General features: G+C 74.9%; 22 protein-coding genes and 1 pseudogene. 7 read left to right on the plus strand and 16 right to left on the minus strand.

What is annotated here, in order from left to right; translation table 11 throughout:
- The first annotated feature begins 213 nt into the window (after positions 1-213).
- A complete protein-coding gene (locus tag IEZ05_RS22845; protein ID WP_189232081.1) occupies positions 214-1,002 on the plus strand; it encodes a S1 family peptidase in 789 nt (262 codons plus the stop codon).
- Between the two features lie 124 nt (positions 1,003-1,126).
- Here the strand turns inward: IEZ05_RS22845 and IEZ05_RS22850 are convergent, their stop codons facing one another.
- Positions 1,127-2,233, minus strand: coding sequence for a winged helix DNA-binding domain-containing protein (locus tag IEZ05_RS22850; protein WP_189232082.1), 1,107 nt, complete (start codon positions 2,231-2,233; stop codon positions 1,127-1,129).
- Between the two features lie 42 nt (positions 2,234-2,275).
- Between IEZ05_RS22850 and IEZ05_RS22855 the strand changes: the two genes are divergently transcribed.
- From IEZ05_RS22855 to IEZ05_RS22870, 4 genes are all read left to right on the plus strand, one after another.
- A complete protein-coding gene (locus IEZ05_RS22855) occupies positions 2,276-2,470 on the plus strand; it encodes a hypothetical protein (RefSeq protein WP_189232083.1) in 195 nt (64 codons plus the stop codon).
- A 75-nt stretch (positions 2,471-2,545) separates the two neighbouring features.
- Positions 2,546-3,274: an MgtC/SapB family protein gene (locus IEZ05_RS22860; protein ID WP_189232084.1), complete on the plus strand. Its 729-nt coding sequence runs from the start codon at positions 2,546-2,548 to the stop codon at positions 3,272-3,274.
- A 54-nt stretch (positions 3,275-3,328) separates the two neighbouring features.
- Positions 3,329-4,276: a polysaccharide pyruvyl transferase family protein gene (locus tag IEZ05_RS22865; protein ID WP_229869815.1), complete on the plus strand. Its 948-nt coding sequence runs from the start codon at positions 3,329-3,331 to the stop codon at positions 4,274-4,276.
- A gap of 56 nt (positions 4,277-4,332) precedes the next feature.
- Entirely contained in the window at positions 4,333-4,641 is a 309-nt protein-coding gene (locus IEZ05_RS22870) for a DUF3040 domain-containing protein (protein WP_189232085.1), read from the plus strand.
- Between the two features lie 78 nt (positions 4,642-4,719).
- Here the strand turns inward: IEZ05_RS22870 and IEZ05_RS22875 are convergent, their stop codons facing one another.
- The 12 genes and pseudogenes from IEZ05_RS22875 to IEZ05_RS22930 all read right to left on the minus strand — a co-directional run bounded on the left by IEZ05_RS22875 (position 4,720) and on the right by IEZ05_RS22930 (position 17,576).
- Complete coding sequence (locus IEZ05_RS22875; protein WP_189232086.1) at positions 4,720-5,616, minus strand: glycosyltransferase family 2 protein; 897 nt, start codon at positions 5,614-5,616, stop codon at positions 4,720-4,722.
- Positions 5,613-6,563 (minus strand): glycosyltransferase family 2 protein, encoded by a 951-nt coding sequence (locus IEZ05_RS22880; RefSeq protein ID WP_189232087.1) that lies wholly within the window; start codon positions 6,561-6,563, stop codon positions 5,613-5,615. Before IEZ05_RS22880 ends, IEZ05_RS22875 begins: the two co-directional genes overlap by 4 nt.
- Positions 6,560-7,597 carry a glycosyltransferase family 9 protein gene (locus tag IEZ05_RS22885; protein ID WP_373298832.1) on the minus strand — a complete coding sequence of 346 codons (1,038 nt, stop codon included), beginning with the start codon at positions 7,595-7,597 and terminating at the stop codon, positions 6,560-6,562. Before IEZ05_RS22885 ends, IEZ05_RS22880 begins: the two co-directional genes overlap by 4 nt.
- 188 nt (positions 7,598-7,785) lie before the next feature.
- Positions 7,786-9,156 (minus strand): D-glycero-beta-D-manno-heptose 1-phosphate adenylyltransferase, encoded by a 1,371-nt coding sequence (rfaE2, locus tag IEZ05_RS22890; protein WP_189232089.1) that lies wholly within the window; start codon positions 9,154-9,156, stop codon positions 7,786-7,788.
- A gap of 8 nt (positions 9,157-9,164) precedes the next feature.
- Positions 9,165-9,764 carry a D-sedoheptulose-7-phosphate isomerase gene (locus IEZ05_RS22895; RefSeq protein WP_189232090.1) on the minus strand — a complete coding sequence of 200 codons (600 nt, stop codon included), beginning with the start codon at positions 9,762-9,764 and terminating at the stop codon, positions 9,165-9,167.
- Positions 9,764-10,981, minus strand: a complete 1,218-nt coding sequence (locus IEZ05_RS22900; protein ID WP_189232091.1) for a glycosyltransferase — start codon at positions 10,979-10,981, stop codon at positions 9,764-9,766. The genes IEZ05_RS22895 and IEZ05_RS22900 overlap by 1 nt, the downstream gene beginning before the upstream one ends.
- Positions 10,978-11,928, minus strand: a complete 951-nt coding sequence (locus tag IEZ05_RS22905) for a glycosyltransferase (RefSeq protein ID WP_189232092.1) — start codon at positions 11,926-11,928, stop codon at positions 10,978-10,980. The genes IEZ05_RS22900 and IEZ05_RS22905 overlap by 4 nt, the downstream gene beginning before the upstream one ends.
- Positions 11,925-12,914, minus strand: a complete 990-nt coding sequence (locus IEZ05_RS22910) for a glycosyltransferase family 9 protein (protein ID WP_189232093.1) — start codon at positions 12,912-12,914, stop codon at positions 11,925-11,927. The genes IEZ05_RS22905 and IEZ05_RS22910 overlap by 4 nt, the downstream gene beginning before the upstream one ends.
- Before the next feature lie 317 nt (positions 12,915-13,231).
- A pseudogene (locus IEZ05_RS22915) lies at positions 13,232-13,807 on the minus strand (D-glycero-alpha-D-manno-heptose-1,7-bisphosphate 7-phosphatase); the annotation flags it as partial.
- Positions 13,804-14,823 carry a glycosyltransferase gene (locus IEZ05_RS22920; RefSeq protein WP_229869816.1) on the minus strand — a complete coding sequence of 340 codons (1,020 nt, stop codon included), beginning with the start codon at positions 14,821-14,823 and terminating at the stop codon, positions 13,804-13,806. The pseudogene IEZ05_RS22915 and the gene IEZ05_RS22920, both read right to left, overlap by 4 nt.
- Positions 14,820-16,460, minus strand: a complete 1,641-nt coding sequence (locus IEZ05_RS22925) for a carbamoyltransferase family protein (protein WP_189232094.1) — start codon at positions 16,458-16,460, stop codon at positions 14,820-14,822. Before IEZ05_RS22925 ends, IEZ05_RS22920 begins: the two co-directional genes overlap by 4 nt.
- Positions 16,461-16,613: 153 nt before the next feature.
- Positions 16,614-17,576 carry a UDP-glucuronic acid decarboxylase family protein gene (locus IEZ05_RS22930; RefSeq protein WP_189232229.1) on the minus strand — a complete coding sequence of 321 codons (963 nt, stop codon included), beginning with the start codon at positions 17,574-17,576 and terminating at the stop codon, positions 16,614-16,616.
- A gap of 144 nt (positions 17,577-17,720) precedes the next feature.
- Between IEZ05_RS22930 and IEZ05_RS22935 the strand changes: the two genes are divergently transcribed.
- Positions 17,721-18,509, plus strand: a complete 789-nt coding sequence (locus IEZ05_RS22935) for a polysaccharide deacetylase family protein (protein WP_229869817.1) — start codon at positions 17,721-17,723, stop codon at positions 18,507-18,509.
- Positions 18,510-18,570: 61 nt separating this feature from the next.
- Entirely contained in the window at positions 18,571-19,011 is a 441-nt protein-coding gene (locus tag IEZ05_RS22940; RefSeq protein WP_189232095.1) for an SRPBCC family protein, read from the plus strand.
- Here the strand turns inward: IEZ05_RS22940 and IEZ05_RS22945 are convergent.
- The 3 genes from IEZ05_RS22945 to IEZ05_RS22955 all read right to left on the minus strand — a co-directional run bounded on the left by IEZ05_RS22945 (position 18,998) and on the right by IEZ05_RS22955 (position 24,275).
- Complete coding sequence (locus IEZ05_RS22945) at positions 18,998-20,179, minus strand: XdhC family protein (RefSeq protein ID WP_189232096.1); 1,182 nt, start codon at positions 20,177-20,179, stop codon at positions 18,998-19,000. The genes IEZ05_RS22940 and IEZ05_RS22945 overlap by 14 nt on opposite strands.
- Positions 20,180-20,230: 51 nt before the next feature.
- Positions 20,231-21,688 (minus strand): NCS2 family permease, encoded by a 1,458-nt coding sequence (locus IEZ05_RS22950; protein ID WP_189232097.1) that lies wholly within the window; start codon positions 21,686-21,688, stop codon positions 20,231-20,233.
- Between the two features lie 202 nt (positions 21,689-21,890).
- On the minus strand, positions 21,891-24,275 hold the full coding sequence (locus IEZ05_RS22955; RefSeq protein ID WP_189232098.1) for a xanthine dehydrogenase family protein molybdopterin-binding subunit: 2,385 nt from the start codon (positions 24,273-24,275) through the stop codon (positions 21,891-21,893).
- Between the last annotated feature and the right edge of the window lies 1 nt (position 24,276).

Below are 24,276 nucleotides of genomic sequence, written 5' to 3' on the forward strand. Positions count from 1 at the left end.
CCGGGTCCGGACATCCGGCAGCGGGGTTTGCCGGGGGGCGACCGAGGGTTATCCCTGCCCGACTCCCTTAGGGGCTTCCCTCATTGGGCCGCCGACGCCCCCGGTTCTAGCGTGAGGGCGTGCCGCTCGCCCGGGCATACGGGGGTCTGTCCCGAGACCCCCGTGCTCCCCCCACGCCCGTGCGACCCCCCACCGGCAATCCCGAGGAGACTCATGTCCGGGCTCACCCGCGCCAGACCGGTCACCGCCGCCCTGGCCACCGCTGCCGCCGCCGCGGCCGCACTGCTGGCCGCCCCCACCGCGGACGCCGCACCCCAGCCGATCGTCGGCGGTACGACCACCACGGCCGGCGCCTACCCGTTCGTCATGCAGATCACCGACGCCTCGCAGAACCAGTTCTGCGGCGGCACCCTCGTCTCCCCCACCAAGGTGGTCACGGCCGCCCACTGCATGGCCGGCGAGACCACGCGCAGCGTGCGCGTCGTCGGCGGGCGCACCTACCTCAACGGCACCAACGGCACGGTCAGCAGGGTCAGCCGGATCTGGGTGCACCCGGGCTACACCGACGCCTCCAACGGCGACGACGTGGCCGTGCTGACCCTCTCGACGTCGATGCCGTACACACCCGTCAAGTACGTCTCCTCGTCGGACACCTCCGTCTACGCGGCCGGCTCCGAGGCCCGCGTACTCGGCTGGGGCACGACCCGGGAGAACGGCAGTTCCTCCAACCAGCTGCGGACCGCGACCGTGCCGGTCGTGTCCGACACCGGTTGCCGTACCTCCTACGGCTCCGACTTCGTCGCGAGCGACATGGTGTGCGCCGGATACACCTCCGGTGGCGTGGACACCTGCCAGGGCGACAGCGGCGGGCCCCTTCTCATAGGGGGCGTCCTGGCAGGGATCACTTCCTGGGGCGAGGGCTGCGCCCGAGCCGGTTACCCGGGGGTCTACTCCCGGCTGACCACCTTCTCGGACCTGGTGACCGCGCAGGTCACCTCGTAGCCCCGCCCCAGCAGGACTCCTGAGTACCCCTCAGGTGCAAGACCGGGGGGCGTTGCGAGCCACCACGAGCGGCCCGCAGCGCCCCCTCTCCATGCCCATCGCCCCACCGGAGGGGCGGCGCCGGTCAGCCGCGCACGGTCCCGAACCGGATGTCGTACGGCTCCCCCGGGTGCAGCGTCGCCAGCATCCCCTCGCCCTCGGCCACGACCGCGGCCCGCTGCGCCCCGGTGAGCCGGTCGAACGGCTCGACGACGAGAGCGCCGTCCTCGAGCTTCCACAGTCCGGCCACGAAGCCGTCGACGAGAAGGACGCGGTACGCCAGGTTCCCCCGCCAGGTGCGGCCCTTGTGCGCCGGCGGGACCACACGGGTGCGGTCGGCGTGGGAGAGGAGCAGGTTGTCGAACTCGGGGAGGAAGCGCGGCGGGGCCGGGGTGTCGGCGTCGGGGCGCGGCGCGTCGGGCAGGTCGAACAGCTCGGTGCCGTCCGGTCCCCGGAAGGTGACGAGCCGGGGGCGGAGCCGTTCGAAGGCGTCGCGCAGCCGGGTCAGACCGGCCCAGACCTGCATGTCCTTCACGGACGCCGGGCCGAAGGCGGCCAGATAGCGCAGCACGGTGTCGTCCGGCGCCGGCACCGGTTGCGCGGGGCGTCCGAGCCAGTGCTCGGCGGTGGTGAGCGTGACCTGGCCGCTGCGGCCCCACAGTCCGCGCGGGGTCACCTGGACGAGCGGGAGGCGGCAGCGCGCGGCGACGGAGAGGGCCTGCGGGTCGGCGTCGGGCCACTCGGCGAGCAGCGCCTCACGCAACTGCTTCATGGTGCGCGGCTCGGCCTCCACCAGCTCGCGGGCGACGACGGCGAGCCGGTCCAGGTCCACCCCCACCAGCCCCTTGCGGAAGGTCCCCAGCTCCCGGTCCCGGGCGGCCTGCACCAGCGGGCGCAGGGTGAGGCAGTCGTCGGCGGTGTGGGTGTGGATGGTCGAGCGCAGGGTGACGATGCGGGCGACCCGGCGTTCGGCCATCGGCGCGGACAGGTCCTCGGGGCCGAAGCCGTCGAGCCGGGCGGCGAGCGCGTAGTACGGGGGCTTCACGTTCTGGGCCTGGAGTCCGACGAGGTGCGCGACCGCGTCCTCGGCCGACATCGGCGCGCGGTGCAGCAGCAACTGCCGGGCGAGCGTCGCGCGGTTGAGCGCGCGGATGCCGAGCACGGGGGCCGTCGAGGGTGCCTTGGACGTCATGCCGTGAACGGTAGCGCCGCTTGCGGTCAGCCTCCGTCCGCGATGAGCTCGCGCACCCTGCCCGCTCCCAGGGGGATCGAGGGCCGCACGCTCGTCACCGGCCGCCCCGCCACGGACCGGGACCTGTGGCCGCCCGTCGCGCGGTCCGCCGGGCAGCGGGTCCGCCGGGTGCTCGAAGAGCTGGACTGCCCGTCGTACGAGAGGATCGTGCAGAAGGTCGGGATCGTCCACACCTGACGGAGGTGATGACCGCACGACCGTCACGGTCACCGGCACGGTGGGAGAACGACGTGATCGCGAGGGAGGCCGCGGATGCGCGAGCTGGCGGTGTCGCTGTGGGACGCGGGCAACGGGCAGGGACTGCGTCAGCTGGCCGAGCTGGGGCTCGCCCTGGTGCTGTCCAGCCTGATCGGCTGGGAGCGCGAGGCCCAGCAGAAGAGCGCCGGGCTGCGCACCCACACCCTGGTCGGCGTGGCCAGCGCGCTGATGATGGAGGTCTCCCAGCACGGTTTCACCGGCGTGCTGGGCATGGACGGCGTCTCCCTCGACCCGTCCCGGGTGGCGTCCCAGATCGTCTCCGGGATCGGCTTCATCGGCGGCGGTCTGATCTTCGTACGACGGGACGCGGTGCGGGGACTGACGACCGCGGCGACCATCTGGCTGACCTGCGCGGTCGGCATGGCCTGTGGCGGAGGGCTGCCGATCCTGGCCCTGGCGACCACCGCGCTGCACTTCGTGGTGGTGCGCGGCTATCCGGCCCTGGCCTCCCGCATCGCGAAGGAGACGGCCACCACGGTGGAGATCCGGCTGACCTATCTCACCGGCCGGGCGCTGCTGCCGCAGCTGATGGAGACGTGCACGCGGCGCGGGTTCCGCATCCTGCGGGTGACCGCCGACCGGCTGCCGGGCCGTACGGATCCGGCGGCCCGGGTCCTGCTGCGGCTGGAGGGCACCGGGGACGCGGTGCGGCTGACCTCCGACCTGTTCCACGCCGAGGGCGTGCTCGACGCCGACATGAACGCCACCGCCGAGGAGGAGTAGCCGAACGGGGGACACGGCGGTTTCCCTCCGGCCGGGCGGGCACCCGGGGCCACTGTGCAGGGACTACAGGGATCCGACGAACGCGACGGCCGGGCCGGACGGGCCCGGGTGCTGGTGACCGGGTGGTTCAGCTTCCTGGACGGGGAGGCGACCGCCGGGGACGTGCTGGCGCTGCGCCGGGTCGAGGAGGAACTGCGGGGCGCGGGACTCGCCCACGACGTCGTGTGGAGCCCCGGGTTCCGGGCGGACGCGCTGCACTTCGCGGACGTGGACCCGGCGGACTGGTCGCATCTGGTGTTCGTGTGCGGGCCTGCGCACGGGCCCCAGGTCGAGGAGTTGCACCGGCGGTTCGCGCACTGCGTGCGGATCGCGGTCGGCGTCTCCGTCGTGGATCCAGGCTCCCCGGCCGTCACCGGCTTCGACCGCGTCCTCGCCCGGGACGCCGCCGGCACCGAGCCGACCCTGGACCTCGCGGCCCGCGCCCCCGCGCTGCCCGCCCGTCCCGTCGTCGGGGTGGTGCTCACGCACGGGCAGCACGAGTACGGGGCCCAGCGGCGGCACGACCAGGTCGCCGCCGAGGTGACGCACTGGCTGGCCGGCCGGGACTGTGCGCGCCTGGAGCTGGAGACCCGGCTGGACGCGCACGACTGGCGGCTGTGCGGCACGCCGGCCCAGCTGGAGGCCGTGCTGTCCCGGCTGGACCTCGTCGTCACCGACCGGCTGCACGGGCTGGTGCTGGCGCTGCGGGCCGGGACGCCCGCGCTGGCCGTGGACCCGGTCGAGGGCGGCGCGAAGGTGACGGCGCAGGCCCGCGCCTGCGGCTGGCCCGCGCTGGTGGCCGCCGAGCACCTGGATACCGGCGTGCTGGACCGCTGGTGGCGGTGGTGTCTGACCGACGGGCGGGAGGCCGCGCGGCGGATCGGCGCCGGGTTCCGGGCGGACGCGCGAACGGACGGCGCCGACGGTCTCGTGGCGGCGCTGGGTCTGCGGCCGGCCGGTTGACTCGGCGTGCGGACGGGCACCCGGTGGTGGTCGGTCCGTGCCCTGGAGGAGACACCATGACCATCGACCGCCTCCCCGATCACGAACAGCGCATACTCGACGAGGTGGAACGGGCGCTGCGCCGCGACCGCCGGCTCGACCGCCGCCTGCGCACCCTGCGGCTGCGCCGCGGTCCCGATCTCACGCGTCTGGCGTCCTACCGTCCGCGCACCCTGACGGTCGCTCTGCTGCTCGCGCTCTCCGTCACCCTGATGGTGACCGGCATCGTCACCTCCGAACCCGCCGTGATCTGGGCGTTCGCCGTCGTCTGGCCACTCACGCTGTTCGCGGCGTTCCGCTCGCTGTGCCGGTGGTCGCGGGGCTGACGGCCCCTGCCCCGTGCGGCGCCGCACACGCACCCGGCCTCCTGTCCCCTCGGCGGGAGGCCGGGTGCGTGCGGTTCCTCAGCCCGTGTAGCTGCGCGCCGTCGACGCGCGCTGGGCCGGCTCCAGGGCGCGCAGGCGCGCCTCCACCTCGGCGGGCAGCACCCGGCGTTCCCGCAGGACCCACGGCAGGGCGGCCGTCGCCTCGGCGAAGGCCCGCAGGGACGCGGTGTCGCGCGGGACGGTCCGGGCCAGGTGCAGGGTGCGACGCAGGGCGTAGCCGGCCGGGCGGCGCAGCCAGGTGAACCACAGGGTGTTGCGGATGCCGTGCGCCCGGCGGAGCGTCGGGTCGCGTACCTCCGAGGGCTGGTGGTGGATCGTCAGGTCGTCGTCGTACGTCAGCCACCAGCCGTCGGCGGCGAGGTCGGCGGCGAGGAGCTCCTCCTCGCCGCCGAGCCACAGCCGGGGATGGAAGCCGCCCGCGGCCCGGAAGGCGTCGGTGCGCAGGACGGTCGCGGCGGCCAGGAACGAGCCGAGCGCGGGGCCCGGGAGCCAGTCCGGGCGGGGCACGGGCGAATCGCGCAGTTCCCTGACGATCGGGTCCTCGGTGCCGTCCGGTTCCACGACGATGCGGGCGGTGACGGTGCCGACCGCGGGGTACCGGTCGAGCAGGTCGGCGGCCCCGGACAACGAGCCCGGCGCCCACCAGGAGTCGTCGTCGCAGAAGGCCACGTACGGCGTGCGGACCTGGCGGACCGCCAGGTTCCGTCCCACGGCGCCGAGGTTGCGGCCGGGCCGCAGCAGCCGTACGTCCGGGTGGTGGCGGGCGACGGCGGCGGCCGTGCCGTCGGTGGAGGCGTTGTCGGTGACGATCACCGGCGGCTTCTCCGGCAGTTCGGCGAGACGGTCCAGGGTGCGCAGGAGTTCGGGGCACCGGTTGTGGGTGATGACGACGACGGTCGTGCGGGGGTCCGTCATGAGGTCGCTTCCTCCAGGAGGCGGGCGCCCCGTTCCACGTGCGGGGGCAGGGGCCTGCGGGCGCGCAGCGCGGAGGGCAGGCGGGTGAGCGTCTCCCGCAGGGCGCGGCGGGCGTGCGGGTCGCGGCGGGCGTCGGCGGCGAGGGCGCGGGTGCGGGCGAGGGCGTGCGGCAGGGGGCGGCGCAGCCAGGCGGTGAGGAGTTCGTTGCGCCGGACGACGGCCGGGCGGTCGGTGCGCGGGCCGGGGTCCGGGTGGTGGTGGGCGACCACCTCGGGGCAGTGCGTGACGCCCCAGCCGCGGGCGGCCAGGTCGTAGGCGAGGAGCGTCTCCTCGGCGCCGAAGAACAGCAGGGGGTGGTAGCCGCCGGCGTCGAGATAGGCCTCGCGGCGGGCGACGGCGGCGCAGCCGAGGAAGCCGAGCACCTGGGTGCCGGGCAGGTCGGTGGCGCGGCCGAGGGGGGAGCCGGCGAGCACGTCGTTGAGCGGGTCGGGGTCCTCGGCGGGGCCGACGAGGGTGCGGGCGGAGAGCAGGCCGAGCCGTGGGTGATCGTCGAACAGGCGGGCCGCCGTGGCGAGCGCGCCGGGCGCCCACCAGGAGTCGTCGTCGCTGAACGCCACGTACGGCGTGTCGAGCGCGCGGACGCCGTGGGTGCGGGCCAGGGCGCCGCGGTTGAAGGGCAGCGCGAGGACGCGGACCCGGGGGAAGTCGCGGGCGAGCATCGCGCGGGTGTCGTCGGTGGAGGCGTTGTCGGCGACGAGGACCTCGGGGCGCTCGGGCAGCGCGAGCAGGTGACGCAGGGTCACGGCGAGGCTCGTGGAGCGGTTGCGGGTGGCGATGACGATGCCGACGGGGGCGTGGCTCGCGGGGTCGGTGTGCGGTCGTTCGCGGGTGGTCGTCGTGCCGTCGTCCGACGCGTGGCCGGTGCCGTGGGGGGTGCCGTGGTTCATGGTGCCTCGCTCAGGGCGTCCAGGGCGTCGAGCGCCGCGAGGACGTCGTCGGTGCCGATCCGCAGCAGCGCGGGGTCGGTCTCGTGGCCGTGCGGGTCGCCGTCCGGCCCGGGGTGCCACAGGGCGCGGTGGCGGGGGTGGTCCGGCGGGCCCCAGCGGCTGGGCGGGACGGGGCCGAAGAGGGTGACGGAAGGGACGGCGTGGGCGACGGCGAGGTGGGCGATGCCGGTGTCGCCGCTGACCACGGCGCGGGCGCCGGCCACCAGGGCGGAGAGCCGGTCGTGGGGCAGACCGCCGGCGAACACGTCCGCGTCGGGCAGGTCGGCGAGTTTCGCGAGGCGGGCCACGAGGTCGCCCTCGTCCGCTCCCCCGGTGACCACGACCCGCCGGCCGCGGGCCCGCAGGGCGTCGGCGACGGCGGCGTACCGCTCGACGGGCCAGCAGCGGGAGGGGGCGCCGGCGCCGGGGTGCAGGACGATCGCGCCGGGCGCCGGGGAGGGGGTGCCCGGGCGGGGCAGGCGCAGGTCGGTGGGGTCGGCCTCGATGCCGTAGGCCGTCAGGAGCCGGCACCAGCGGTCGCGTTCGTGCTCGTCCGCGTACCAGGGCGGGCCGACGACCTCGGGGGTCTCCGGGTGGGCGAACGCCAGCAGTCGCCGCGGGCGCAGGCGCATCAGCAGCCGGTGACTGGGCGGTCCGTTGCCGTGCAGGTCGACGGCGACGTCCGGGGGCGGGCCGGTCCAGTCCAGGGTGCGCGGCACGGCCCGGCCGGGCTCGGCGGCGGGCAGCACCCGGTCCACGGCACCGGTCGCCGCGACGACGGGCGCCAGCTCGGCGGGGGTGGCCAGCACCAGCTCGTGCCCGGGGTACGCCCGACGCAGGGCGCGCAGCGCGGGGACACCGGCGAGAAGGTCCCCGAGCCCGAGGGCACGCAGCACGAGAACCCGCGGCAGCCCTCCGGGGGCGGCGGACGCGGAGACGGCGGGCGGCGCGTACGCCGCGTCGGCGGACGGCGGATGCACCGGATCGCCCGTCACCGGGCCCCCGCCCGACGGCGGACGCATCCCACCCCCGCCGGCCGGCCCGGACGGGCCACCGCGGGCTTCGGCCCGTACCGCCGGACCGTGGCCCCCTGACGGACGTGCCGTCGGCTCACCGGCGGACGGCGGATGCACCGGATCGCCCGTCACCGGGCCTCCGGCGGAGGGCCGAGCCGTGGGGCTGTTCATCGGACGCCCTCCGCCGCCCGGGCCATCAGGGCCGTGGAGGAGCGGCCGTCGAGGTACGGCAGCAGGACCGCCTGGCCGCCCCATTCCTGGAGCAGGGCGGCCTCGGGGAGGTCGGCGCCCGCGTAGTCGCCGCCCTTGACCCAGACGTCGGGCCGCAGGTCGCCCAGGAGGCGTTCCGGGGTGTCCTCGTCGAACACGGCGACCGCGTCGACGCAGGCGAGGGCGCGCAGGACGCGGACGCGGTCGGCGAGGGGGTTGACGGGGCGGCCGTCGCCCTTGCGGCGCCGCACCGACGCGTCGGAGTTGACGCACACCACCAGGCAGTCGCCGAGCCGCCGCGCGGCCTGGAGGAGGCCGACGTGCCCGGCGTGCAGCAGGTCGAAGCAGCCGCCCGCGGCGACGACGGTGCCGTGCTGGGCGCGGACGCGGGCGGCCAGGGCGTGCGGGTCGTCGGTGTCGCCCCGCGGGTCCGTCTCCGGGCCGGAGCCGGCCGGGGGCAGGGCGCCCGCGCCGCCCGCGGCGACGAACGCCGTCGCGGAGGTCACCGCGCCCTCGACGGCCTCTCCCACCAGCGCGCCGTCGGCGAGCAGCCCGGCGGCGGTCGCGGCGAACCGGTCGCCGGCGCCGCAGGAGTCCCCGTGGTGGGAGGCGGGCGCGGGAACGAGCAGGGGGTGCTCGCCGTACGACAGCAGGGCGCCCCGCGCCCCGAGGGTCACCGTCACCGCGGCCACCCGCCAGTCGCGGACGAGCGCGGCGGCGTGGTGTGCGGCGGCGCGCAGGCCGCCGCCGGCATCGCCGTCCTGGGGTGCGAAGCCGTGCGCCTCCTTCTCCGCGGGTGTCACCAGCCGGGTGCCGGGCACCGGAGCGCCCCCGCGCGGGTGCGGGTCCCAGACCAGGGGCGGGCGGGCGGCCAGTACGTCCCGCAGGGCGTCCGCCGCGCCGCGGCCGTAGTCGGAGACCAGCACGGCCCGCGCGGAGCGCAGCGCGGTACGGGCCTCGTCCGTGGCCTCGCGGGCCCGGCCGCCGCCACGGTCGAGGCGGACGACGGGCCGGTCCTGGGCGAGGACACGGGTCTTCTCGGGCAGCGTGCCGGTCAGCGGCAGGGCGACCAACGTCAGCCACGGCTCCAGCAGTTCGCGCAGCACCCGGCTCGCCGGGTCGTCGCCGACGCCCGCGATCAGCGTGACCTCGCGGCCGTCGCGGGCGGCGAGGTAGGCGGCGAGCGCGGCGCCGCCCGGCCGTACCCGTTCGGCGCACCCGGAGACGACCGGTACGGGCGCGTCGGGGGCGAGCCGGTCGGCGGAGCCGGTCAGGTCGCGGTCCAGCAGGGCGTCGCCGACCACCACCAGCGGGGTCCTGTCAGCCATGCGCCGCGTCACCTCCGCGTCCTCTTGCCGGGCACGCCCCGTTCCAGGGCGGCGTCGAAGGCCGCGCAGATCATGTGCACGGCGACCAGGTGGATCTCCTGGACGGTCGCCGTGGAGGGGGCGTCCACGCACAGGGACTCGTCGCTGCCCGCCATGAGCGGGTTCGGGGCGCAGCCGGTGAGGGCCCACACCCGGACGCCGGCCGCGCGGGCCGCGTCGGCGGCGGAGAGCAGGTTGGCGCTGGCGCCGGACGTGGACAGCAGCATCAGGACGTCGCCGTCGCGGCCGTGGGCGCGCACCTGGCGGGCGAACACCTCGTCGACGCCGTAGTCGTTGGCGATCGCGGTGGTGCTGGAGGTGTCGGCGTGCAGGGCGATCGCGGAGAACGGCGGCCGGTCGTCGCGGTAGCGGCCGACGAGTTCGGCGGTCAGGTGCTGGGCCTGGGCGGCGCTGCCGCCGTTGCCCGCGGCCAGCAGCCTGCCGCCGCCGGACAGGACGCCGGCGAGCCGCTCGCCCCAGCGTTCGGTGACGTGCGCGGAGGCGCGGAACGCCCGCAGCGCCTCCTGGAGTTCGTCGCAGTGTCCGACGACGGGCGGGTGCACGGTCATCACGCCACCTCCTTCGACAGGGCGTGGTCGGCGAGGGTCAGGCGGTACACCTGTTCCGCGCCGTCGGCGACGCGCCGCCACGTGTAGTGCTTGAGGACGCGTTCGCGACCGGCCGCCCCGTACCGGCGCCGCAGTTCCTCGTCCGCGAGGAGTTCGCAGGCGGCCTCGGCGATCGCGTCCGGGTCCTGCGGGGCGACGAGGCGGCCCGTGACCCCGTCGGCGACGGAGTCGCGGTGGCCGCCGACGTCGGTGGCGAGGACGGGCACGCCGCAGGCCATGGCCTCCAGCGGGACGATGCCGAACGGCTCGTAGACCGGGGTGCACAGCACCAGGTCCGCGCTGCCGAGCAGGGCGGGCATGTCGCGCGGGTCGACCGCGCCGAGCAGCCGGACCCGGTCGGCGACGCCGACGCGGCGGGCGAGCGCGGTCAGGCGCCGTGCCTCGGGATCGGCGTCCACGGCGTCGGACGGCGGGCCGCCCGCGATGAGGAGTTCGGTGTCGGGGACGTCGACGAGTGCCTGGATCGCCTGGTCGTAGCCCTTGCGGGGCACCAGCCGGCCGCAGGCCAGCAGCCGGTGCCGCTGCCGCCGGGCAGGGGTGCGGCCGGAGGCGGCGCCGGGGCGGAACTGCCCGGCGTCGACGCCGCAGGGCACGACGGACACCTGCCGGGGCGGTACGCCCATGTCGCCGAGTTCGACGACCTCGTCGGTGCAGGTGGCCAGCACCCGTTCGCAGGTGCGGCCGATCTGCCGCTCGATGCCGATGCGCTCGTACGGGCTGGTGTCCCGCGTGCCCTGGTGGCGCCGCTTGACGGTGCCGAGGGCGTGGAAGGTCTGCACGCAGGGGATGCCGTGCGGTCCGGCGCCGATCTGGGACGCCATGCCGGACATCCAGAAGTGGGCGTGGACCACGTCGGGCCGCTCGCGGCTCCACGCGCGCGCCAGGTACGCGCCGAACGTCGGCATGTGCGGGAACAGGGCGTCCTTGGGGACGACCTCGGCCGGTCCGGCCGGCACGTGCTCGACCGTGCCGCCGCCGGGCAGCGGCACCCGGTCGGGCAGGTCCAGCGAGTCACGGCGGGTGTAGACCGTGACGTCGTGGCCGCGCCGGGCCAACTCCTCGGTGAGACGGGCCACGTAGACGTTCTGTCCACCGGCGTCGACGCCGCCGAGCGCGGCGAGCGGACTCGCGTGCTCGGACACCATGGCGATCCTCATCGGGTCACCTCCTTCAGCAGCCGCTCCCAGTCGTCCAGGAAGCGGGACAGCCCGTAACGGGACAGGGCCGCCGCACGGGCGCCGTCGCCGACCGTCCGCGCGTGCAGCGGGTCGGCGAGGAAGTCGCGTACGGCGTCGGTCAGTACGTCGATGCGGTTGGAGACGACCCCGGCGCCCGGGGGCACGGCCTCGGTCACCTCCGTGGTGGCGAGCGCGACCACGGGCATGCCCAGGTGCATGGCCTCCAGCAGGGACAGTCCGAGGGAGGTCCAGCGGACGGGGTGGACGTAGACGCGCCGGCGGGCGAGCTCGGTGTGCAGGTCGCTCTGGACGACGTCCTGGGTGCGGCAGCGCCCGGGGTCGACGCCGAGGTGTCCGGCGAGTCCCTCGGTGCGCATGCCGAACACGTCGAGCGGGGCGGCGCGGGCGAACTCGGGCAGCAGGTCGGTGCCGGTCGTGCGGCCGCGCCGGACGGGCTCGTTGACGACGACGGCCGCCCGGTCCAGCTCGCCGGTCCAGCGGTGTCCCGGGTCGATGATGCCGTGCTCGATGACGGTGGCGTGGGCCGGTCCGGAGTCCCACATCAGCCGGTTGAAGTGGGTGACGTGGACGAGGGTGACGCCGGGGATGCCGGCGGCGGGGTGGCGGGTGTCGGGCACGTCGCCGTCGGGGGCGTTGTGCTCGAGGTAGACCAGGGGCGGGCGGCGGCCGAGCCACTGGTCGACCAGGGCGAGTTCGTGGGGACGCTGGAGGATCACCAGGTCGATGTCCTCCTCCCGCAGCTTCTCCGGCGGGACCTCGATCACCGACTCGGGCCAGTCCCAGGTGCGGGCGCGGCCGAGGCCGTCGGGTCCGCGGTCCGGGGTGACGGGGACGAGGTAGGTGTGCGGGCCCTGCACGAAGGCCGTGGTCCACGACCCGTGCACGTGCCAGATGAGGATCCTCATGCCTCCCCCAGGAGTTTCTCGACGGCGGCGGCCACGTCGGTGGCGGTGACGCTGTTCAGGCAGGGGTGGCCCGGGACGGGACAGTCCCGGGCCCTGCTGTCGGCGCAGGGCGCGTCCTGGTCGCCGAGCAGGACGTACGGGACGCCGTACGGCCGCCAGCGCTCGGCCGGTACGACCGGGGCGAACAGGGACACGACGGGGGTGCCGACGGCGGCGGCGAGGTGGGCGGGCGCGGTGTTGCCGGTGACGACGGCCGAGGCGCCCGCGAGGACGCCGGACAGTTCCGGGGCCTCGGTGCGGCCGCCGAGGTCGGTGCCGTGGGCGCCCGCGACGTACGCGGTGAGGTCGCGCTCGTCGGGGCCGCCGGTGACCAGCACGCGGTGTCCGGCGGCGGCCAGTTCGCGTACGGCCTCGGCGCTGCGCTCGGGGCTCCAGGCGCGGGCGGGGACGCTGGCGCCGGGGTGCAGGACGACGTACGGGCCGGGTCCGGTGAGGTCGTCGGTGCGGGGCGGCGGGTGCACCCGGAGCCGCCCGTCGTCGGTCCGCGGGAACCCGGCCGCCTCGGCGAGGTCGAGGGCGGCCTCGGCCTCGTGGGCGTGCGGGGCGCGCCGGTGGCGCAGGTCGAGCAGGGAGCCGGGGTAGTCCACGCTGTCCGCGGCGATGTACCGGACGCCGGCCAGGCGCAGCACCAGGGCGGTGGGCAGCGGGGACTGGTGGAAGGAGGTGAGGACCAGCGCCGTGTCGGCGTCGATCCGCTCCACCAGGGCGTCGATGTCCTCCCGTCGGACGTCGGGCGGCCGGAAACCGCCCCACGGCGCGTCCCACACCAGGACCTCGTCCACGCCGGGCAGCAGCCGGGCGGCGGGTGCGCCGCGCGGTCCGCACAGCAGGGTGACGTGGTCGGCGCGGGCGGCGACGGCACGCACGGCGGGTCCGGCGAGCAGCACGTCGCCGAAGCTGTCGAGCCGGGTGACCAGGGCCTTCATCGGGGCCTCCCACGGGTGTCGACGCGGACGGGGCTCGGCGCGGCGGTGCCGTCGCCGGGGGTCCCCTCACCGGTGCCGGCGGCCGGTCGGCCGCGGCCGGTGCCGGGTCCGTCCGGCCGCGGGCCGGTGCTGTCCCCGCCGCGGCGGGCGCCGGCCCGGTCCCGCTCCGGCGGGGGCGCGTCCCGGTCCGGCGGGGTCCGGTCGCGGCGGGCCGCGGGTCCGGCGGACGCCCGTGGGGCATCGTCGGAGGCGGACCGGCCGGCTGCCGTGGGGCCGGCCGGAGCCGGCACGGTGGTTCCCGTGGTGCCGTCGCCGCCGCCCGTGCCGAACGCCGCCCGGACGGGCCGCTCGTTCACCAGGACCCTGCCTTTCGGCGGGCCGGTGAGGAGCGCGCGTACGGCGGTCAGGAGGTCGGGGGCGACATGGTCCGCGGCGGCCGTCTCCTCGGGGCGGGTCCGTTCGTTCGGGACGAGGATGCCGTGGGCGCCCGCCCGTCGCGCCGCCTCGACGTCGGCGCCGATGTCGCCGATGACGACGCAGTCGGCGGGGGCGGCGCGGACGCGTCCGGCCGCCCACAGCACCAGGCCGGGCCGCGGCTTGCGGCAGTGGCAGCCGTCGTCGGGGCCGTGCGGGCAGATCGCCCAGACGTCGAAGGGGCCGATCAGCTCGTCGACGCGCCGGTTGAGGCGGCGGACGTCGATGTCGCTGATCAGGCCGCGCGCGATGCCGGACTGGTTGGTGACGACGCCGACGCGGATGCCGTGTTCGCGCAGCAGCGCGACCGCCTCGCGGGCGCCGTCGACGGGCCGGACCCGTCCGGGGTCCCCGTTGTAGGGGACGTCGTGGACGAGGGTGCCGTCGCGGTCGAAGAGCACCGCCTCGACGGGGCTCATGCGGCCACCTCCTGCCAGGCGCGGGCGCCGCGGTGCCGCCACAGTCCGGTCAGCCGGTGCCAGGTCGCGGCGGGCGGGATGAGGGCGCTGGTGACCAGCATGGTCGTCACCTCGTGGCGGGTGCGCGGTCCGGGGGCGATGCGGGCCCAGGCGAACTCGGCGGTGCCGGCGACCCAGCCGAGCCCGGCGAGCGCGGCGGCCCGGGGACGGCCGGCGGCCGCGAGGGCGAGGGCGGCGGCGCCGGCGGCGGTGATCGCGGCGTGGCGGCGGATGCGGCCCCGGGGGGCCACCGCCTTGGACCACCAGTCGGGGCCGTGCAGGCGCCGCATCAGGGCGTCGTCGGCGTTGCCGCGCTGCTGTTTCAGGGACACCCAGCGGGAGGCGGGGCGTACGGGGTGGCGGGTGGTGCGGCGGCCCCGCTGGATGCGCCAGCCGGCGTCGAGGACGCGCAGCGCGAGGTCGGCGTCCTCGCGGAAGGCGCGCGGGAAGCGCTCGTCGAAGCCGCGGACCTGCTTGAGCACGTCGGTGCGGTACGCCATGTCGGCGGTGATCCAGCGGGCCCGGGCGAGGCCCGCCGTGCCGCGTTCCCAGTCGGTGGGGCGGCGTTCGCCGGGCAGGGGTACGGCGATGACGCCCTGGACCGCGCCGGTGTCGGGGGCGGCCTCGGCGAGGTCCTGGACCAGCTGGTCGCACCAGTGCGGGCCTACCTGGACGTCGTCGTCGAGGAACGCGGTCCACGGCGAGGTGACCGCGCGGATGCCGGTGTTGCGGGCGGCGGCGGGCCCGCGGCCTCCGCTGCGCAGTACCACCGTGCGTTCGCGCAGGTCGCCGAGGACGCTCAGCGCGTGGTCCAGTGCCGCCGGGTCGGCGTCGGGTGCGGGCCGGTCGTCGACGAGGACGATCTCGTCGGGGCGCGGCCCGTGTGCCGCGGCCAGCGCGGCCAGGCAGTCGGCCAGCGTGTCGCGGGCGAGCGTGGGGACGACGACGGCGTAGCCGGTCATGGGGGCGCCGGTCATGCGAACGCCCTCCCCCGGCGCACCGCGAACGAGCCGATGGCCAGCAGGTCCACGGGCGCGGAGCCGAAGCACTCCAGCGCGTCGCGCGGGTCGTCGACCATGGGCCGTCCGGCGGTGTTGAGGCTGGTGTTGACGACGACGGGCAGCCCGGTGCGCTTCTCGAAGGCGTTCAGCATGCGTGCGACGAGCGGTTCGCGGCGCTCCTCGACGGTCTGGATGCGGGCGGTGCCGTCGACGTGGACGACGGCCGGGATGCGGTCGCGCCAGGCGGGGGCGACGTCGTGCACGAAGAGCATGTACGGGCTCGGGAGGGGCCCGGTGAAGATGTCGGCGGCGCGGTCGGCCAGCACCATCGGCGCCACGGGACGGAACTCCTCGCGGCCCTTGACGTGGTTGAGCCGCTCCAGGTTCTCCGCGCGGCCCGGGTGGGCCATCAGGGAGCGGTGGCCGAGGGCGCGCGGCCCGAACTCGCTGCGGCCCTGGAACCAGGCCACGATGCCGTCCCGGGCGAGTTCCTCGGCGACGGTCTCGGCGATGTCGTCGGGTTCCTCGTAGGGGATCGCGGCCGTCTCCAGCCAGGCGCGGATCTCGTCGTCGCTCCAGCCGCGGCCGAGGCCGGCGCCGGGCATCGGCTCGGGTGCGGCGCCCTCCCGGGCGGCGGCGACGTGCAGGGCGCCGCCGAGGGCCGTGCCGGCGTCGCCGGCGGCGGGCTGCACCCACACGTGCCGGTACGGGCCGCGCGCGGCGATCTTGGAGTTGGCGACGCAGTTCAGGGCGACGCCGCCCGCCATGGTGAGGGCGTCGCCCCCGGCCTCGCGGTGCAGCCAGTGGACGAGTTCGAGGAGCAGTTCCTCCAGCACCGCCTGGGTACTGGCGGCCAGGTCCGCGTGGTCCCCGGTCCAGTCCTCGCCCTTGGCGCGGGCCGGGGCGAGGGCCGCCCAGTCGACGCCGTGGGCGCGGAAGCCGCCGTCGCCGGTGGCGTGGATGTGCTCGCGCAGCCGGTCCAGGTGGCGGGGTGTGCCGTAGGAGGCGAGGGCCATCACCTTGTACTCGTCGCTGCTGCGCAGGAAGCCGAGGTGCTCGGTCAGTTCCTCGTAGACCAGGCCCAGCGAGTGCGGCAGCGCCTGGGTGGCGAGGGTGTCGAGCTTGCCGTCGCGGTAGCGGCCGGCCAGGTGGGAGGCGGACTCGCCGCGCCCGTCGAGGACGAGGACGTCGTTGTCGGGGTGCGGTGAGGCCGGTCCGGCGGAGGCGGCGTGCGCCACGTGGTGCGGGACGAAGACGACCTGGTCGGGGTCGAGCCCGGGCAGCGCGTCGGCGAGGAACTCGGGGGCCCGGCGGGCGTATTCGAGGCGCAGCGGGTCCCAGGGGTCGTCCAGGCCCATGTCGCGGGCGGGCCGGGCGAGCCGGGGGTCGAAGGAGTACGCGACGGCGTCCAGCTCCTCGGGCCGGATCCCGGCGTGCTCCAGGCACCACCGCGCCGACAGCTCCGGTACCTCCCACGCGGAGAAGGGCACCGGGCGCTTGCCGTGCTTGCGCCGGCTGAAACGCTCTTCCTCGGCGGCCGCAACGGTCCGGCCGTCGACGACGAGTGCGGCGGCCGGGTCGTGGAACAGGGCGTTGATACCAAGGATGCGCATGGGGTGTGCTCCGTCCCGGGGGACTGCTGGGTCTGTCTGGCCTCGCGGGTGCCGCGGGACAGCTGCCTCAAACACTTGGAGACAACTCAATTCCGGAAAAGAGCGGACATCTCACGCATCGTGACGATGCCCGGACGGCCGCTCCACCGGGTCCTACGCGGCGACGGCGTGGGCGAACCAGCCGATGGTCCGCTCCAGCCCCTCGCTCCAGCCGACCCGCGGCCGCCAGCCGAGCCGCTCCCGGGCCAGCGTGGTGTCGGGCTTGCGCCGGCAGGGGTCGTCGACCGGGCGTTCGACGAACCGGATGCGGGAGCCGGAGCCGGTCAGCTCCACGATGCGCCGGGCCAGCTCCAGCACGGTGATCTCGTCGGCGCCGCCGATGTTCATCGGGCCGCTCTCACCGGAGGCGGCCAGGGCGAGGACGCCGGCGACGGTGTCGTCGACGTAGCACAGGGAGCGGGTCTGACCGCCGTCCCCGGCGACGGTGAGGGGCATGCCGTCCAGGGCCTGCGCGATGAAGGTCGGCACGGCACGGCCGTCGCCGGTGCGCATGCGGGGCCCGTACGTGTTGAAGATGCGGACGATGGCGGTGTCCGTGCCGTGGACCTGGCGATGGGCGGTGACCAGGGCCTCGGCGAAGCGCTTGGACTCGTCGTAGACGCTGCGCGGGCCGATCGGATTGACGTTGCCCCAGTAGCTCTCGCGCTGCGGGTGCTCGAGCGGGTCGCCGTAGACCTCGGAGGTGGAGGCGAGCAGGAAGCGGGCGCCGTCGGCGTGGGCCCGCTCCAGGGCGTTGCGGGTGCCGGTGCTGCCGACGTCGAGGGTCTCCAGGGGCAGCCGGAGGTAGTCGGCGGGCGAGGCCGGGCAGGCGAAGTGCAGGACGAGGTCGAAGCGGCCGGGCAGGCCGCGCAGGGCCGCCGGGTCGGTCGCGTCGGCCCGGACGAACCGGAAGCCGCGGTGCCGTTCCAGCTCGGCCACGTTGCTCCGGGAGCCGGTGGCCAGGTTGTCGAGGCAGACGACGTCGGTGCCGGCGTCCAGCAGCCGGCCGCACAGGTGGGATCCCACGAACCCGGCGCCGCCGGTCACCAGGGCCCGGCGCCAGGCGCGTCCACTCACGGGACTCTCGCTCACGGGTCTCTCCTCACTCTCGCCGACACGTACGTGTCGGCTGAGTAACCCGGACAAAGCGCCCACTACCTCGAACAAACAGGCGAGAAAACACTATAAACTGCGTATATACTCGCTGTGTATAGTCCTCGCATGCCTTCGCTGACCAGCAAGATGACGAAAACGGGGACCAGGTTGCGCGGGGCCGCGATTCTCGCGGCGGCCGCCTCGCTGACACTGGCGCTGAGCGGCTGCACCAAGCTCGAGACGACCTCGCCCAGCTCCGTCCGGGGCGCGGCCGGAGCCCAGGCACGGGCGGCCGGGTTCGGCACCGTCGACTGCCGCAGGGCCAAGTGCATCGCCCTGACCTTCGACGCCGGGCCGAGCGAGAACTCCGCCCGGCTGCTCGACATACTCAAGGAGAAGCAGGTCCCGGCGACCTTCTTCCTGCTCGGCAAGCGCCACATCGACACGTATCCGGACCTGGTCAGGCGCATGGCCGCCGAGGGACACGAGGTGGCCAGCCACACCTGGACGCACAAGATCCTCACGGACGCCGAACCGGACGAGATACGCGAGGAGCTGGAGCGCCCCAACGAGGAGATAGAGCGCCTGACCGGGCAGCGCCCCACCCTGATGCGCCCGCCGCAGGGCCGCACGGACGACACGGTGCACGACATCTGCCGCGAGCTGGGGCTGGCGGAGGTGCTGTGGAGCGTGACCGCCAAGGACTACACGACGGACGACTCCGACCTGATCACCGAGCGGGTCCTGGACCAGTCGTCCCGGGACGGCATCATCCTGCTGCACGACATCTACGACGGCACCGTGCCCGCCGTGCCCGGGATCATCGACGCGCTCAAGAAGCGGGGCTACGTGTTCGTGACGGTGCCGCAGCTGCTCGCGCCCGGGAAGGCCGAGCCGGGCAAGGTCTACCGCTGAGCCGTGTCCGGGGCCTGGACGGGCGCAGCGGTGGACGGCTCCCGCTGCCTACGATCGTGGCGTGGTCATCTTCTCGCTCGAACGCACCGCCCCGCTCGCCCCGGACGAGGCATGGCGCAGGCTCACCGCATGGCACCGTCACGGCGACGCGGTGCCGCTGACCCGGGTCAGCGTGCCCACTCCCCCGCCCACCGGGGTGGGCACGGTGGTCGTCGCCCGCTCGGGGCTCGGCCCGTTCGCCGTCGACGACACGATGGAGGTGACCGTCTGGCAGCCTCCGCGGGACGGCGCACCCGGCCGGTGCCGGCTGGAGAAGCGGGGCCGGCTGGTCAGGGGCTGGGCGGAGATCGAGGTCCGGCCGGGCCCCGGCGGCCGGGCGCGCGTCGTCTGGCGCGAGGAGCTGGGCGTCCGCCTGCTGCCGTCCCTGTTCGACGGCGTGCTGGGCCGGTCGGGGCGGTACGTGTTCGGACGGGCGGTGAACCGGCTGCTCAGACAGCCGTGACGGGGTGCGTGCCGCTCACGCCGGGGGCGCCGGTCCGTCCGGCCGGGAGCGGGGCGTCCTCGTGGTGGATCGGGGTGTGCGCGCCGGTCAGCGAGGCGCCGCTGCCGCCGCGCCGGGCGGCGACGATCTCCGCCGCGATCGACAGGGCCGTCTCCTCGGGCGTACGGGCGCCGAGGTCCAGGCCGATGGGGGACCTGAGCCGGGCCAGCTCCCGGTCCGTGACGCCGGCCTCCCGCAGGCGCTCGTTGCGGTCCAGGTGGGTGCGGCGGGAGCCCATCGCCCCGACGTACGCGACGGGCAGGCGCAGGGCGAGTTCGAGGAGCGGTACGTCGAACTTGGTTTCGTGGGTCAGCACGCACAGCACCGTGCGGGCGTCGACGTCCGTGCGCTCCAGGTACGCGTGGGGCCACTCGACGACGACCTCGTCGGCGTCCGGGAAACGGGCCCGCGTCGCGAAGACGGGGCGCGCGTCGCAGACCGTCACGTGGTAGCCGAGGAACTTGCCGACGCGGGCCAGTGCGGAGGCGAAGTCGATCGCCCCGAAGACGATCATGCGGGGGGCCGGGACGGAGGTCTCGACCAGCAGCGTCAGCGGTGCTCCGCACCGCGAGCCCTGCTCTCCGATCTCCAGCGTGCCCGTACGGCCGGCGTCCAGGAAGGCGCCCGCCTCGGCGGCCACCGTGCGGTCCAGTGCGGGGTGCGTGCCGAAGCCGCCGGTGCGGGAGCCGTCCGGGCGGACGGCCAGGGCGCGGCCCAGCAGTTCCGCCGGGCCGCTCACGATCCGCGCCAGCGCCATCGCCTCCCCCCGCGCGGCGGCGGCGAGAGCGTCGGCGACGGCCGGGCGGGCGGGGTCGTCCGCCCGTACCGGCGTGACGAGGATGTCGATGACTCCGCCGCAGGTCAGGCCCACGGCGAAGGCGTCCTCGTCGCTGTAGCCGAAGCGCTCCAGGACGGCTCGGCCGTCCTCCAGCGACTGCCGGCACAGCTCGTACACGGCCCCCTCCACGCAGCCGCCGGAGACGGAGCCGATCACCGTGCCCCCGGCGTCCACCGCGAGGGCGGCGCCGGGCGGACGGGGGGCGCTGCCGCCGACGGCCACGACGGTGGCCACGGCGACATCGCGTCCCTGCTCGACCCACCGGTGCAGCTCTTCGGCGATGTCCAGCATGGTCGGTCTCCTTGCCCGCGGTGATATGGAAGGGGTTCCCCCGGGGAGCGGCTAGTGCACGCCCATCCAGCTCTCGATGGGGTTGAGGGCGAAGTACACGACGAAGATCACCGTCAGTGCCCACATGAACGCGCCGATCTCCCGTGCCCTGCCCTGCGCGACCTTGATGGCGACGTAGGAGATGACGCCCGCGGCGACACCGGTGGTGATGGTGTACGTGAACGGCATCAGGACGACGGTCAGGAAGACGGGGATCGCCGTGGCCCGGTCGGCCCAGTCCACGTGCCGGGCGTTCATCATCATCATCGCGCCGATGACGACCAGCGCGGCCGAGGCGACCTCCTGCGGCACGAGCGCCGTGATCGGGGTGAAGAAGAGGCACGCCGCGAAGAACGCACCGGTGACGACCGAGGCGAGTCCGGTGCGGGCGCCTTCCCCGACGCCGGTCGCGGACTCGACGAAGACGGTCTGGCCGGAGCCGCCCGCCACGCCGCCGATGGCGCCGCCGGCGCCGTCGATGAACAGCGCCTTCGACAGACCCGGCATCCGGCCCTTGTCGTCGGCGAGCTTGGCCTCGGTGCCGACGCCGATGATGGTGGCCATCGCGTCGAAGAACCCGGCCAGCACCAGCGTGAAGACGATCATGCCGACGGTCATCGCGCCGACGTCGCCCCAGCCGCCGAACTCCAGGTGGCCGAAGAGCGAGAAGTCGGGCATGGAGACCGCGCTGCCGTGCAGTTCCGGAGCGCCGTTCGCCCACTGCTTGGGGTCGATGACCCCGGTGGCGTTCAGTACGGCGGCGACGACGGTTCCGGTGACGATGCCGATCAGGATGGCGCCGGGGGTGTTGCGCGCCTGGAGCATGAAGATCAGCAGCAGGGTGCCGGCGAAGAGCAGGACCGGCCAGCCGGCGAGTTCGCCGGCGGGGCCGAGGGTGAGCGGGGTGGCCTTGCCCGGGTGGACGAAACCGCCCTTCACCAGGCCGATGATCGCGATGAACAGGCCGATGCCCATGGTGATGCCGTGCTTGAGGGCGAGCGGGATGGCGTTCATGATCATCTCGCGGAGCCCGGTGACCACGAGCAGCATGATGACCACGCCGTACATCACGCACATGGCCATGGCCTGTCCCCAGGTCATCTGGGGAACGACCTGTCCGGCGATCACTCCGGACACCGAGAGGCCGGCGGCCAGGGCGAGCGGCACCTTGCCGACGAAGCCCATCAGGAGCGTGGTGACCGCCGCGGCGAGCGCCGTCGCGGTGATCAGGGCCTTCTGACTCAGGGTGTTGCCCGCGACGTCCTCGCCGCCGAGCAGGATGGGGTTGAGCAGGACGATGTACGCCATCGCCATGAAGGTGGTGATGCCGCCGCGCACCTCACGCGCCACCGTGGAGCCACGGTGGGTTATGTGGAAGTAGCGGTCGAGCCAGGACCGGCCGGCGGGGACGCGGGTGCCCGCGCCCGCGTCCTCGGCTGTGGTCTTGGGCTCGACTGACTGCTGGGTCATGGGGTCGTCTCCCAAGGTTCAGAGGGGCACCCGTGTCAACCGCTGGGGCGGCTGCGGGATTTGGGACGTGCACGACCCGGGGGACGGCCCGAGACGAACGCATGGGTGGTGGTGCTTCGGGGCCCGTGAGCGAGCGGGACCCTGGGTGTGCTCCGGGCGGCGCGGAGTGTGTGACGTTCCGTGCGCCGCCCGGAGGGTCTTGTCACGCCGTGCCGGTGAGGTGTTCCGGTCGTACCGGCGTGCGGTCCAGCGCCAGCCCGGTCGCGTTCCGGATGGCCGCGAGGACCGCCGGTGTGGACGACAGGGTGGGTGCCTCGCCGACGCCGCGCAGCCCGTACGGGGCGTGGTCGTCGGCGAGTTCGAGCACGTCGACGGGGATGGTCGGCGTGTCGAGGATCGTGGGGAGCAGGTAGTCCGTGAAGGACGGGTTCCTGACCTTGGCCGTCCTGGGGTCGACGACGATCTCCTCCATCACCGCGATGCCCAGGCCCTGGACGGTGCCGCCCTGGATCTGGCCGATGACGGAGAGCGGGTTGAGCGCCTTGCCGACGTCCTGGGCGCAGGCCAGTTCGATGACCTTGACCAGGCCTAGCTCGGTGTCGACCTCGACGACGGCGCGGTGCGCGGCGAAGGAGTACTGGACGTGGCCGTTGCCCTGGCCGGTGCGCAGGTCGAAGGGTTCGGTCGGCCGGTGCCGCCACTCCTCCTCGACCTCGACGGCCTCGCCCTCCAGGACGTCCACGAGGTCGGCGAGGACCTCGCCGCCGTCGGTGACGACCTTGCCGCCCTCCAGGAGCAGCTCGGCGGTGGCCCAGGCCGGGTGGGACGAGCCGAACCTGCGGCGGCCGATGTCCAGGACCTTCTCACGGACCAGCTCGCAGGCGTTCTTCACGGCGCCGCCGGTGACGTACGTCTGCCGGGAGGCCGAGGTGGAGCCGGCCGAGCCCACCTGGGTGTCGGCGGGGCGGATGGTGACCTGGGTGACGCCGAGCTCGGTGCGGGCGATCTGCGCGTGGACGGTGATGCCGCCCTGGCCGACCTCCGCCATCGCCGTGTGCACGGTGGCGACGGGCTGACCGCCGACGACCTCCATGCGGACCTTGGCGGTGGAGTAGTCGTCGAAGCCCTCGGAGAAGCCGACGTTCTTGATGCCGACCGCGTAGCCGACGCCTCGTACGACGCCCTCGCCGTGCGTGGTGTTGGACAGGCCGCCGGGCAGCTGGCGCACGTCGGCGCCCTCGCTGGACTCCCACTGGCGCTCCGGCGGCATGGGCATCGCCTTGACGCGGCGCAGGAGTTCGGCGACGGGCGCCGGGGAGTCGACCGGCTGGCCGGTGGGCATGAGCGTGCCCTGCTCCATGGCGTTGATCCGGCGGAACTCCACCGGGTCCATGCCGAGTTCCGCGGCCACCTTGTCCATCTGCGCCTCGTAGGCGAAGCAGGCCTGGACGGCGCCGAAGCCGCGCATGGCGCCGCAGGGCGGGTTGTTGGTGTAGAGGGCGAGGGCCTCGATGTCGACGTCGTCGATCACGTACGGGCCGGCGGACAGCGAGGAGGCGTTGCCGACGACGGCCGGGGAGGCGGAGGCGTAGGCGCCGCCGTCCAGGACGATCCGGCACTTCATGTGCGTGAGCTTGCCGTCCCTGGTGGCGCCGTGCTCGTAGTGCAGCCGGGCCGGGTGGCGGTGGACGTGCCCGAAGAAGGACTCGAAGCGGTTGTAGACGATCTTGACCGGCTTGCCGGTGCGCATCGCCAGCAGGCAGGCGTGGATCTGCATCGACAGGTCCTCGCGCCCGCCGAACGCGCCGCCGACGCCGGACAGCGTCATGCGCACCTTCTTCTCGGGCAGGCCGAGGACCGGGGCGATCTGGCGCAGGTCGGAGTGCAGCCACTGGGTGGCGACGTACAGGTCGACGCCGCCGTCCTCGGCCGGTACCGCGAGGCCGGACTCCGGGCCGAGGAATGCCTGGTCCTGCATGCCGAACCAGTAGTCGCCCGTGACGATCACGTCGGCCCGCCGGGCGGCCTCGTCGGCGTCGCCGCGGACGATCGGCTGGCGGTGCAGGATGTTCGGGTGCGGGACGTGGCCGATGTGGTGGTCGTCGCGGTTCTCGTGGACGAGGACCGCGTCGGGGGCGGTCGCGGAGGCCTCGTCGGTGATGACGGGCAGTTCCCGGTACTCGACCTTGATCTTGGCGGCGGCGCGGCGCGCGGTCTCCGGGTGGTCGGCGGCGACGATCGCCACCGGCTCGCCGTGGTGGCGCACCTTGCCGTGGGCGAGGACCGGGGTGTCCCGGATCTCCAGACCGTAGTGGCGCACGTCGGTCGGCAGGTCGTCGTACGTCATGACCGCGTGGACGCCGGCCTGGGCGAGGGCCTCGCTGGTGTCGATGGAGACGATCTCGGCGTGCGCGACCGTGGAGCGCAGGATCTGGCCCCAGAGCATGTCCTCGTGCCACATGTCGGAGGAGTACGCGAACTCGCCGGTGACCTTGAGGACGCCGTCCGGGCGGAGCGTGGACTCGCCGATGCCGCCCTTGGTCCGAGAACCCTGGGTGATCTTGGTGGGTGCGCCGTCGGCAGCCATG

Origin of the sequence: Streptomyces flaveolus (genome assembly GCF_014648815.1) — a bacterium.
GTDB classification, from domain to species: domain Bacteria; phylum Actinomycetota; class Actinomycetes; order Streptomycetales; family Streptomycetaceae; genus Streptomyces; species Streptomyces flaveolus.

Coding starts and splice junctions, on each gene's coding strand:
- IEZ05_RS22845 (WP_189232081.1), top strand. CDS start 214: ATGTCCGGGCTCACCCGCGCCAGACCGGTCACCGCCGCCCTGGCCACC.
- IEZ05_RS22955 (WP_189232098.1), bottom strand. CDS start 24,275: ATGGCTGCCGACGGCGCACCCACCAAGATCACCCAGGGTTCTCGGACC.
- IEZ05_RS22950 (WP_189232097.1), bottom strand. CDS start 21,688: ATGACCCAGCAGTCAGTCGAGCCCAAGACCACAGCCGAGGACGCGGGC.
- IEZ05_RS22855 (WP_189232083.1), top strand. CDS start 2,276: ATGAGCTCGCGCACCCTGCCCGCTCCCAGGGGGATCGAGGGCCGCACG.
- IEZ05_RS22870 (WP_189232085.1), top strand. CDS start 4,333: ATGACCATCGACCGCCTCCCCGATCACGAACAGCGCATACTCGACGAG.
- IEZ05_RS22905 (WP_189232092.1), bottom strand. CDS start 11,928: ATGAGGATCCTCATCTGGCACGTGCACGGGTCGTGGACCACGGCCTTC.
- IEZ05_RS22850 (WP_189232082.1), bottom strand. CDS start 2,233: ATGACGTCCAAGGCACCCTCGACGGCCCCCGTGCTCGGCATCCGCGCG.
- IEZ05_RS22895 (WP_189232090.1), bottom strand. CDS start 9,764: ATGACCGTGCACCCGCCCGTCGTCGGACACTGCGACGAACTCCAGGAG.
- IEZ05_RS22910 (WP_189232093.1), bottom strand. CDS start 12,914: ATGAAGGCCCTGGTCACCCGGCTCGACAGCTTCGGCGACGTGCTGCTC.
- IEZ05_RS22925 (WP_189232094.1), bottom strand. CDS start 16,460: ATGCGCATCCTTGGTATCAACGCCCTGTTCCACGACCCGGCCGCCGCA.
- IEZ05_RS22875 (WP_189232086.1), bottom strand. CDS start 5,616: ATGACGGACCCCCGCACGACCGTCGTCGTCATCACCCACAACCGGTGC.
- IEZ05_RS22920 (WP_229869816.1), bottom strand. CDS start 14,823: ATGACCGGCGCCCCCATGACCGGCTACGCCGTCGTCGTCCCCACGCTC.
- IEZ05_RS22880 (WP_189232087.1), bottom strand. CDS start 6,563: ATGAACCACGGCACCCCCCACGGCACCGGCCACGCGTCGGACGACGGC.
- IEZ05_RS22900 (WP_189232091.1), bottom strand. CDS start 10,981: ATGAGGATCGCCATGGTGTCCGAGCACGCGAGTCCGCTCGCCGCGCTC.
- IEZ05_RS22935 (WP_229869817.1), top strand. CDS start 17,721: ATGCCTTCGCTGACCAGCAAGATGACGAAAACGGGGACCAGGTTGCGC.
- rfaE2 (WP_189232089.1), bottom strand. CDS start 9,156: ATGGCTGACAGGACCCCGCTGGTGGTGGTCGGCGACGCCCTGCTGGAC.
- IEZ05_RS22860 (WP_189232084.1), top strand. CDS start 2,546: ATGCGCGAGCTGGCGGTGTCGCTGTGGGACGCGGGCAACGGGCAGGGA.
- IEZ05_RS22945 (WP_189232096.1), bottom strand. CDS start 20,179: ATGCTGGACATCGCCGAAGAGCTGCACCGGTGGGTCGAGCAGGGACGC.